The sequence below is a fragment of the Providencia sp. R33 genome, assembly GCF_019343475.1.
GTDB lineage: Bacteria > Pseudomonadota > Gammaproteobacteria > Enterobacterales > Enterobacteriaceae > Providencia.
The window spans coordinates 120,750-130,231 of the sequence record NZ_CP072453.1 but is presented as its reverse complement, the minus strand read 5'-3'; the positions used below and the strand labels follow the sequence as shown (position 1 = coordinate 130,231).

Here is a 9,482-nt window from a genome sequence, read left to right as displayed (position 1 = left end):
GATAGCTTACCAGCAAAAATATTTTATGGCCATAAAAATAAATCTTTAATTTTCATCCAAATAGGAGTCAACCTGTGATGTACTGACATAATGCCCATTAATCAATACAAACCTTAATGCTTTGGTTATATTGTCTATGAATTTACTAGCTTCATCTGCATTTTTTTTAGCCCAAACTGCATATGGGTTATATTTTATAGGCCCAGATATTAAATTTTCTATTTCCTCATTGGTGCTAAATGCTTTGAATATCTCCCTAAGTCTAGCCTTTCCTTGTGGGTTATCTTCTTTTAAATAATCAAGTAAATCTATTTCACCATCAACAGAGATTTGAAGTCTGCTAATTATATCTCCAGCGATCCTTTCAAAAACTGGCTTTTTGAATTCATAAGGGTTGTTAGTCCAGAAGTCATCGTTTGCTGGCAAATTATATAAAAACTCGAACAATAATTGGTCAGGAGCCAAATGTGTTGGTAACAAAACAAGATTTTTCCCCTTGAGAACGGACTTGTTTTTTTCCTTTATGTTTTTAGCTACATCGCCATCTAAAACAATGACGCTCTTTTCCGAAAACTCAGGGACTTTGCAGAGCATTAAATCTATATATTTATCACAGCCTAGTGATATATTTTTCATTGTTTTAGTTATAGCTGTTATCTTTCTTTTCCTGACTATGCTCGAGTAAAGTTGATAAGCTTGCTTATCTTCAAAATAAACATTCACCAAAGGAAGTGCTAATTTGTTACCTAAAATTAATGATTTAGTGTGCAGATCAGCATTTATTTTAACCCAAGTGTAATCTTCCTTAGCCTCTAATTTTCCATGCGAGTCAGTTAGATAAATTACTTTGTAGTTACCTTCTCTATCTTCTTGTTCTTTTTTGTGTAGAGCCTCTATAAGAGTTGGTGAATGCGTAGTAAAAACGACTTGCAAGTCAAGATTTTTACATTCCTTTTCTAGCTTGCTAATTAGGCTTTCTTGGGCTGCTGGGAACAAACCAGCATCTGCCTCATCAATCAGAAGCAAACCACCTTTATAAGATGAATACTCTTTTTTTAAATTTCTAAATGAAAATAAAGCTTGAACTATCTGGCCTATGTTATCTTCACCAACAGATACGGACTCATGATCATAGTTATCTGAATGCATGACCATAGAATTAATCGTACCAGACGTTCCTGTAATTATGGTTGATTTCCGCTTACCAGTTAAATCTCCATACATTCCTGCTATCTCAGATTTATTTTCATTATAGAAATCACTTTCAGTGACTAAATATTTATCTCGAGAAGGTATTGGTAATAATCTTTTGAGACTAAGGAATATTACTGGGTGAGTCATGTTCCTACTTTCATTTTTACCTTTAACCGTTGTGTTACCTCTAACAATAGTCCTGATTTTACTCCTATCGGATGAGTTATACGCCCTTAACTCTAAGTTTGATGGAGTTACACCAGTGTAACCATCATAAATGGATAGCTTGACCTGCATATCTCCAGCCTTGTCATGCTTTTCTGAAATTCTAAAGTGCTCAGAAAATTCAGACTTAAAACCTCTCCCTGTTAACGTCTTGTAATCGGTTAATTTTACCGAAGGCTCTACTGAAACGTCCTCTCTAAAACTAAAAACCTGAGCCAAAATGCCTAAGATTGTTGACTTAGATGTTCCATTTTTGCCACAAATAGCAGTTATTCTCTTACCAAAGTTTATTGTTACATCCTCTAACCCTCTGAATTTAACGACCTCAATAGAATTTACTCTGGTAGGGTTTTTATTTTTTTTCATCAGTATTCCTTGCCGTAGGACATTATTCGATAGAACTCTTCAAGTATTTTTATTTCTTTTCTTCATACATCTTCTTGACGGTTTCCATGAATAGCTCTTTGAACTTATCTGATTCTAAGTTGGCTAGTTCGTCTATGTTCTTCGGTTTTCTTTCTTCGTCTACAGCTTCCTGTAGGATCATTATTATTTCCGAGTTCATAGAGCGCCCATTTTTAAGCGCTCTCTTTTGAATTTTTTCTTTTAAATCATCAGGTATTCTAACGCCCATTGGCGTTAAGCCTCTCATGCCTTTCATTGTAGCTACCCTCAGCAATATTTAGCATCACAGTGTAGCTAAAATAATATTGACTAAATACTTTTAAGTTGATAGCTTTATGGCTACACTTTAGCTACACAAAGGGCAAAAAAATGAGGATGAGAGAAGTTTCCCCATTAGGGTTAAGAATCGACCCTAAAATCAAAGAAATTTTGAAGCTTATTGCAAAAAAAGAAGGAAGATCTCTGAATTCAGAGATGGTTCAGAGATTAAAGCGAACGCTCATACAAGATGGTTTATTGAGTGCTTAAAACAGCGAAGCCCCAACTACTTGCGATAGTCAGGGCTTCTAATTTAGCTCGAATCGAGAGGAAACGAACTATGACTAATGTATCAAATGTCAGCAACATCAGCAATTCTATAAAAACAATGCCAGTTATCACTCATAACGGCGTGCCAGTTGTAACCACAGAAACAATTGCCTCTTTGTACGATACCGTTGTTGGAAATATTAAAACCAACTTCTCAAGGAATGCAAAAAGGTTCATCGAAGGTAAGCATTACTTTAAGTTAACTGGTTCAGTTCTAAAGGATTTTAAGAACAAGGTTACTAAAAGTAACTTAGTTGCTTGTGCTAAAAATGCCAAGCATTTAACCCTCTGGACTGAACGCGGAGCCGCACGTCATGCCAAAATGCTAGACACCGATAACGCATGGGATGTATTCGAGGCTCTAGAGGATTTCTATTTTGCTAAGAAAGAAGATGCTCAACAAAAAATAAGCATTCGTCAATCAACAGCAAAAGAACTTACTCCGCTACGTCAGACAGCCGAGCGTTTAATTGCTACTGGTGTCGCTAATATTTACCCTGATATCTGGAAGTATGTTCACAAGGAGTTCGGTGTTGAGCACATCAACGAGCTTTTACCTGAACAGATACCGCAAGCCATTTCATTTCTTGATGCGCTTGAGGGTGAATATTTACCAAAACAAACAGAGCAATTCGTTAATTGTCGAGTACTTCACCACTATGACGATAAAGGCGCGATTATTAAATCTGAAATAGCAGCAGACGACGAGCAATTAACCAGCCCGAAAGTGTTTGCTGATTTAGCTGAAAGTCGCGGTTATGTCATGGTTAAGAAAGATGATATTTACTGTGATTCGACAGTTAGAAGCAATGTTAATGCTGCCTATGGTAATTTCAAAATACTGAAAGAAATTTGGTATGAAAAAATCAATCCATTCTTATCAACATTTTCACCCGAAATATCATCACAGGTCAGCGGTGCAATGGGTAATGTAGATGGGCCTATCTACTTGGCTAAATTAAGTCTAACACCAAAACTACCAGCCTAACCCCCCCCCAGCCCAAGGACGGGCTAGATTCCCACCGAATGTTAGCTTAGCGAGAGTGCAAATTCTATTTGTCATCTAGTTTATAAGAGGTGTAACCAATTACGCCTGCAAAAGGAACCTTTGTTACTGTAAATTCAACAGAGCCATAATTTGTCTTTATAATTTTCCTCATGCTTTTATTTTCAAAATCACGGCAGGATTTTTTAAACTCTGTTAATTGTGCGGTATCAACACCTAAACTTGATAAATAGCTAATTTCTTTAGGTATATTACCGCAATCACTCTTTTTAAACTCACTCACAGGATATGAATTCACAACTGATATTAGCCTGTTATTTTTAAACGTCAGCATGGCAGTGCTAGTCCATGGCATGAAAGGTTCTTGACCCTCTAGGAAAAAATCTATCTCACACGCTTTATACCCACGCATGCTTTTGCAATTACTTAAATCAATATCTTCGACTTTATCAACATCTTCAAAACTTTGCCCCCACTCAAGGCCAAAAGGGGCTGACGAAGCAATTGCACTATGGTTAAACAGTAAACCAATCGCGCCTATAACTAATATTTTTTTCATCCACATCCCTTACATTAATTTAGCCAAGCCTTTCACCATAACCTATATGTTATATGGTACAATTGGGAACAAATCGTTATTTATTGTTAGTGGAGTTACTCCAGATCTTTATCAAAATAATCATCTAATTTACTCACATGTCCACAGCGACTTTCAAATCCATTAGGGATCCCTCCATTTCTCATCCACTCTTCGCATGACGCAGCTACCTTTCCATAGGTATATGCCCCAGTCATCGCTATGTATACAAACATTTCACACTTTTGTTTATCATTATGATCGTCACATATCAGCTTTTTCATTTCGTCCATTTCATAAATGCCACCATCTCCCGTACCTTCAGGTGCTGGTATAGCCGCATTTGCAGACATCAAAAGAAATGAGCCTAATACAAAAAATGTGCTTAATAAGATTTTCTTCACGTTACCCCCTGTTGGTTTTTCAGTCATGGTAACTAACGTAAAGAACAAAACAAAGCAAAAAACCGTAATTAAGCAACATGTTGTGATTATAAGCTCATCCTTGGGTTAGCCCTTATCCTTCCGTTCTTGCTCTTTCATCCATTCTTCTCGGAATAGATCATCAAGTGCAAAAATGGCGGCATCAAACTCTCTACGGCTTATCGCTGTCGGTTTTGATGAAAGATATTGTTCGATATCTCCGAGATATAACGGCAATGGACAGGCGGTCATACCCGCATATCGACGGTTACGACCGATAACACTGTAGGCAATTAAAAGCTCGTTAATGACACCATCAAATTTAGGTGCTGGCATGTCGGGAAGCCCTAATTGCTTTCGCTTCCACTTGGCTTTATCACCTTGTAGCCCGCCAAACTCAGTGAGCCACTTTTGAGCCTCTATGACTTTTTTACCGTTTCCGCCACATGCTCAGATTCTTCTTTGCCTAACTCAATCGCGGCATTGAGGATTTTCCAGTAAAGCTCTGGATTCTGTTTTAGCAGCATAGCGCCGCGCTCAGGTGTGTACTCAATGGCAACCTGTTCGCCACTTTGGTTTAACTCACCAACACCTTCCCAGCCTTTCAATAGATAACGGGCTGTTGTTGCCATCAATAAATCATCAGGCGTTTGGGTAACATCGATTTTCGTTAAATCAAATTCTGGCGTACCCACATTCATTTTGTTATCTAATCTGTCGATATGACGGTAGATTGTTGCGCTAGTTGTGCGGTAGTGTTCGTTTTCAATCGAGCCGATAAGTAGCTTTAATCCGCTCATTGGCTCAATCCATTTAACAGCTTCCAGCTTTGAATCAGTATTTAGAATAATCATTTACTACCTCAATATTTTATAAGAATTAACATCACCGCCACTATATACATCTAATGATATAGCCACTTTTACAGCCTCTTCTGCTGACTTACCACTTTTCATTGCCCCCATAGCAAAGGAGTCACCTGAGCCAATTGCTAATGGAGCCTCTGTCTCATAAACGTATGCATGTTTTTCATCTTTATTTTTACTAACTACGAACGCCTTACCGTCAAAATCAATCGCAATAATAGAAAAATCAGATAATTCATTAAACGCAGTGCCAAAATTAACCCCTGATGACAATGTTTGCCAGATTTCATCCTTTGCAGACATATCGCCGCAAATGCCTATAACTTGTATCCTCCGCCCATTAATCTTTAACGGATGCTCATTGCCCGCCTTAAATATTTTTTGCTCTTTTAAATTTACTATCATGCTGCCAACTTGAGATTGGCTATCTGCAGCAAGCGTCGCTCCATCCCATGCAATAGTTGTCATTACCTTTCCTTTGGTTATAAAAAAGCCCGAATCAACGGGCTATAAAGTTAACTACTCACCATCGTCAATAACTGGTGGTATCCGTGTAATTGTTGGTGGCGTGTCTGCCGCTGTAATATTTAACTGAACCTGAATAATGTCAGTATTGCCACCATCAGGCCAGTCACCATCAACTTGCACCGCAGGGAATGAAAACGTGTAACCACCCTCAGCATTTTGAAGTGTAAACTCAAAGGGGATAGTTTCGCCTGTTAGTGTTTTCTTCCAAATTTCCCATGCGGCTTTAGACCAAGAGAGCGTAATACTGCCTGATGGTGTGAAAGTTGTAGGAATGTTTGCGCCAGCAAATGGTGTTCCTGTACCAATACAGCGCTGGGTCTGCATATTGTTGTCAAAACTCAAACTGAACGAGTCAACGCAGAAACCATTACCGCCTTGAATATCGTTGAGCTTGAGGTTGGTAACTTCCTTAAAGCTGTAACGTAACTTACCTGCATTATCGACAGGCTCAGTGTGGTATTTCGTGCCGTCGCCTTTCGATTCAAAATCCAATCCAGCAAAAGTCACCGTTACAGTAACGTCTCCATCCGCTGGCGTTTCAATTTGCATTGAGCCAACCTGACAGCCTCGTGAAATTGAAGACACCCCGATGTCGGATGCAAAGGTAGCTAATGAGAAGGTGATGCGTGAATCACCCATTGTAAGCGCATTGCCTACCCACTCCGCACCAAAGCAAGATGCTAAGAAGGCATCATGTTGACCATAGCGAAATTTAGCCCCCACATCACCGCCAACATCGACAGTCGTTAACGATTTGCCTTGCGCCATGCGAGTACCGCCGATTTCGTCATTATCGGAAGTGTTCTGTGTGGGCTTTACCCCATAACTTGTTCGTGTTAATAAATCCCAGACGCCACTTGTTGGAGTGACCCCCGTTGTAATTTCACGGATAAAAGCCGTGACCGTTTTTGCACCTGATGACATTTAGCCTCCTATAGTGCGCGATATGGAATGTGTAAATTCATTTGATAAAAGCCGTTAACCTCACCACCATCAACCAAGTCAACTGCGAAATAATCCAGTGAGCCATCAGTTTTAAACTCAAAAAGCTCTCGCAATTTATCCGCTGTTTCGTAGATTACTTTAGTGCCTTTACCTAACGCTGAATACAGTCGAATCACAACAAGACCCCCGCGTTGAACAACAGCACCATTGCCGATTTCTATAGCTCCGCCCATGCTAGAAGTTGCCGTTAATTCAGCCCAAAGAGTTTTGTTTTTGGTGTCAAACGTCTTTTCGTTTGGATAACGAATATCAGATTTAGGAATGGCGGTTTGGGTGGTTACTCTGGTGATGACGGCATTTCTAATTTCCGTCAGTGTCATCGTCTACTTTGAATTACCTTATGAAATGATGGCGCGTAAACACCGTCAGTAGCTTGATCTGAATAGCCATTTTCAAGCGCTATACCATATGGCAGGTTATTTTGAATACAAAGAATGGTGAATGGCTTAGATTTAGCGATTGCCGCTACGCCGATCCTTAACGTCTCATTCCCTGCTTTGTCTTTGATATTTTCGTCATACTGATTATCAGCTGAACCTTCACTAACTCTGTGATTACCTCGAAACGTCCCCTTATCAAGTGGCGATTTAAGAATGACAGCTTGTAGCATTGCCCCTGCCGTTCGCTTCATCTCAGTACCGACATCATCAGAAACAATACGGACAAAATGACTAGGCGGCGTATTCCAACCTTTTGCCATCACATCCTCCGTAATTGAATATCGTAATGAGCACCTACGGGATCTTCCTGTATTGAAATAACACTGTATTTTTGTCCGTTTACAGTGATGTGATGACCTATTGATGGCGTATCTGTTATCTCATTTGTTAATGCAATAAGTAACACGTCACCAGCTAGAACATTTATCTCATCAACACGACCAAACCCCATTGTTTGTAAGTTGTAATTGTCTAAAATGCCACGACCTGTATATTCGACAATAGTATCATTCCCCGTTTCAGTAACCGGATCCCAATCATCACCCTCGATAACATACGAGCCAGTAAACGCTTTTACCGCATCAGCTAAATCGCTATCAAATGCCTCTGCTAGCTCTTTCTGTATTTCTGACCTCATATTACACCTTCTTCAAAAAAACAACGCTAAGGCGCTTTGAGTACGGTTTTATGAGGTCTAGAATGTATTGCTCAGTTGCATTCAGTTCATAACTACCATCTTGATAAGTTTTACTTACCTCAACAGAGCCACCTTTTACGGTTTTAGCCTTAAGCTCCTGAGATTGACCTTGGTACAGTTGCTTATTGATAATCCCTTTAATAATCTCGTATGAAGCCAGTTTTAATGCCACTGGCACATCATCTGTGTCATTATACGGCTTAACGCTTCTTGCGATTAAATACGCTTCACTTTGAGCCAATAGCCGAGCCTTATCACTTTCCGTTTGGCTAGCCCAAGTCTCACCTAGTTCCTGTTCTGCTTCTTGTTCAGTAATAAAGCTCATTGCGATTACCCCTGAATAAGTGCGAGTAAGTCAGCTTTTTTTGCCTTCGCGTCAAACTTAATGCCTTTCTCAGTAAGAATAGCCTTGAGCTCATCAGCTTTAAGTTGGCTATAATCTTGACCTTCTTGCCCCTCATCTGCCTTATCGCTTCCAGATTGAGTAAGTTTTGCAGCCGCCTCTCTTCGCATTCGGTTGAATGATGCTAATCCCATAATTACCTCGAAAAAAAGCAGAGCCGAAGCCCTGCACTTGATTACGCCAGCTTGTGATTGAAAGCAACTAAACGAATTTGCTTAGTCTCGTACACACGCTCCCAGTTTGTGCCGACAGCAAGCCCAGCATTAGCAGGGGCGATACCTGCCGCGCCAGCCCATTTCACGCCACGTGGATGTAGAACAAAATGACGGCGGTTAATTAAGATATCCGTACCTGCTAATGAGTCACGGTCTGTTTCAACGCCAACAGGAGCGCCAACATCTTGGAAACCAATTGCGCCAGCCCCAAATAAGTAGGTGGTATACACTCCCGAGGTATTCGGCATGCCATCATCAACAATGACTCGCTTATCCATAAAAGTGCGATACACAATCACGCCATCAGCATCACGGATAGTTTCGATTAGACCATCTTTAGCTAACTTCGCCATCGTTGCTGAGTGCATGGCCACAGCGGTCAATTTATCGACTGAGTCGCCCAATTTATAAGCCGCATCAACAAAAGAAGCACCAGAAATTACCGCATCAGCGCCAGTTCCTGATGAAATATCTGACATATTGTCGGCCATGCTTGTAGCGCCAAACACCCCCTTAAGAGTGCCTAGTGTCATTTTCTGCATTTCTCGCGCCCAATAATCAGCGGCTAAATCTGCAATCGCCCCCATTGGATCATCACCAGAAAGCGCTTTAGCTAAATCATTCACACCCCAAGCCTTACCGCGAGCATGTAAAATTGCTAAGTCCTGCGCTGCTGTAATGGCGTTGACAGTTAATGCTCCAGAGTCAGAAAGCACCTCTGAATCACCACTTAGGTCATTCCAGAATGGCAAGTTCGCTGTCGTACCACCTTTAGAGCCGAATGCAATATCAACATCCAACTCACCAACAACGCCAGAACTCCATAATGCCGATTTCTCAGCGGTTTTATTAATCACGTACTGAGTAAATAGCTCAGGTACAATTACATCGGAAATTTTAGTATCAGCCAT

The 9,482-nt window shown here is 40.3% G+C and carries 16 protein-coding genes; 2 read left to right on the top strand and 14 right to left on the bottom strand.

All coding sequences use genetic code 11. The features are described from left to right. Positions 1-45: 45 nt before the first annotated feature. Entirely contained in the window at positions 46-1,785 is a 1,740-nt protein-coding gene (locus J6836_RS00755; protein ID WP_219246024.1) for an AAA family ATPase, read from the bottom strand. Positions 1,786-1,834: 49 nt separating this feature from the next. Beyond that, the gene (locus J6836_RS00750) at positions 1,835-2,080 is read right to left on the bottom strand and encodes an Arc family DNA-binding protein (RefSeq protein ID WP_131679895.1); all 246 of its coding nucleotides are present in this window, start codon (positions 2,078-2,080) and stop codon (positions 1,835-1,837) included. Between the two features lie 113 nt (positions 2,081-2,193). On the opposite strand from J6836_RS00750, the gene J6836_RS00745 reads away from it, so the two are divergent. Then, the gene (locus J6836_RS00745; protein ID WP_219246023.1) at positions 2,194-2,352 is read left to right on the top strand and encodes an Arc family DNA-binding protein; all 159 of its coding nucleotides are present in this window, start codon (positions 2,194-2,196) and stop codon (positions 2,350-2,352) included. Between the two features lie 70 nt (positions 2,353-2,422). Beyond that, positions 2,423-3,400, top strand: coding sequence for an ORF6N domain-containing protein (locus J6836_RS00740; protein WP_219246022.1), 978 nt, complete (start codon positions 2,423-2,425; stop codon positions 3,398-3,400). 64 nt (positions 3,401-3,464) lie between these two features. On the opposite strand, the gene J6836_RS00735 is transcribed toward J6836_RS00740, so the two are convergent. The 12 genes from J6836_RS00735 to J6836_RS00680 form a co-directional block, all read right to left on the bottom strand. Next, the gene (locus J6836_RS00735) at positions 3,465-3,977 is read right to left on the bottom strand and encodes a hypothetical protein (RefSeq protein ID WP_219246021.1); all 513 of its coding nucleotides are present in this window, start codon (positions 3,975-3,977) and stop codon (positions 3,465-3,467) included. A 95-nt stretch (positions 3,978-4,072) separates the two neighbouring features. Further along, positions 4,073-4,399: a hypothetical protein gene (locus J6836_RS00730; RefSeq protein ID WP_219246020.1), complete on the bottom strand. Its 327-nt coding sequence runs from the start codon at positions 4,397-4,399 to the stop codon at positions 4,073-4,075. 105 nt (positions 4,400-4,504) lie between these two features. Then, complete coding sequence (locus J6836_RS00725; protein ID WP_219246019.1) at positions 4,505-4,753, bottom strand: hypothetical protein; 249 nt, start codon at positions 4,751-4,753, stop codon at positions 4,505-4,507. Between the two features lie 83 nt (positions 4,754-4,836). Beyond that, a complete protein-coding gene (locus tag J6836_RS00720) occupies positions 4,837-5,271 on the bottom strand; it encodes a hypothetical protein (protein ID WP_219246018.1) in 435 nt (144 codons plus the stop codon). Between the two features lie 3 nt (positions 5,272-5,274). After that, entirely contained in the window at positions 5,275-5,751 is a 477-nt protein-coding gene (locus J6836_RS00715) for a hypothetical protein (RefSeq protein WP_219246017.1), read from the bottom strand. 51 nt (positions 5,752-5,802) lie between these two features. Next, positions 5,803-6,735 (bottom strand): phage tail tube protein, encoded by a 933-nt coding sequence (locus J6836_RS00710; protein WP_219246016.1) that lies wholly within the window; start codon positions 6,733-6,735, stop codon positions 5,803-5,805. Positions 6,736-6,743: 8 nt separating this feature from the next. Then, the gene (locus J6836_RS00705) at positions 6,744-7,136 is read right to left on the bottom strand and encodes a phage tail terminator-like protein (protein ID WP_219246015.1); all 393 of its coding nucleotides are present in this window, start codon (positions 7,134-7,136) and stop codon (positions 6,744-6,746) included. Continuing rightward, complete coding sequence (locus J6836_RS23030) at positions 7,133-7,516, bottom strand: hypothetical protein (RefSeq protein WP_219246014.1); 384 nt, start codon at positions 7,514-7,516, stop codon at positions 7,133-7,135. Before J6836_RS23030 ends, J6836_RS00705 begins: the two co-directional genes overlap by 4 nt. Further along, positions 7,516-7,893 (bottom strand): glutamate 5-kinase, encoded by a 378-nt coding sequence (locus J6836_RS00695; RefSeq protein WP_219246013.1) that lies wholly within the window; start codon positions 7,891-7,893, stop codon positions 7,516-7,518. Before J6836_RS00695 ends, J6836_RS23030 begins: the two co-directional genes overlap by 1 nt. 1 nt (position 7,894) lies before the next feature. Then, positions 7,895-8,278: a hypothetical protein gene (locus J6836_RS00690; protein WP_219246012.1), complete on the bottom strand. Its 384-nt coding sequence runs from the start codon at positions 8,276-8,278 to the stop codon at positions 7,895-7,897. Between the two features lie 5 nt (positions 8,279-8,283). Further along, positions 8,284-8,490, bottom strand: a complete 207-nt coding sequence (locus J6836_RS00685) for a HeH/LEM domain-containing protein (RefSeq protein ID WP_219246011.1) — start codon at positions 8,488-8,490, stop codon at positions 8,284-8,286. A 41-nt stretch (positions 8,491-8,531) separates the two neighbouring features. Next, positions 8,532-9,482 (bottom strand): major capsid protein, encoded by a 951-nt coding sequence (locus tag J6836_RS00680; protein ID WP_219246010.1) that lies wholly within the window; start codon positions 9,480-9,482, stop codon positions 8,532-8,534.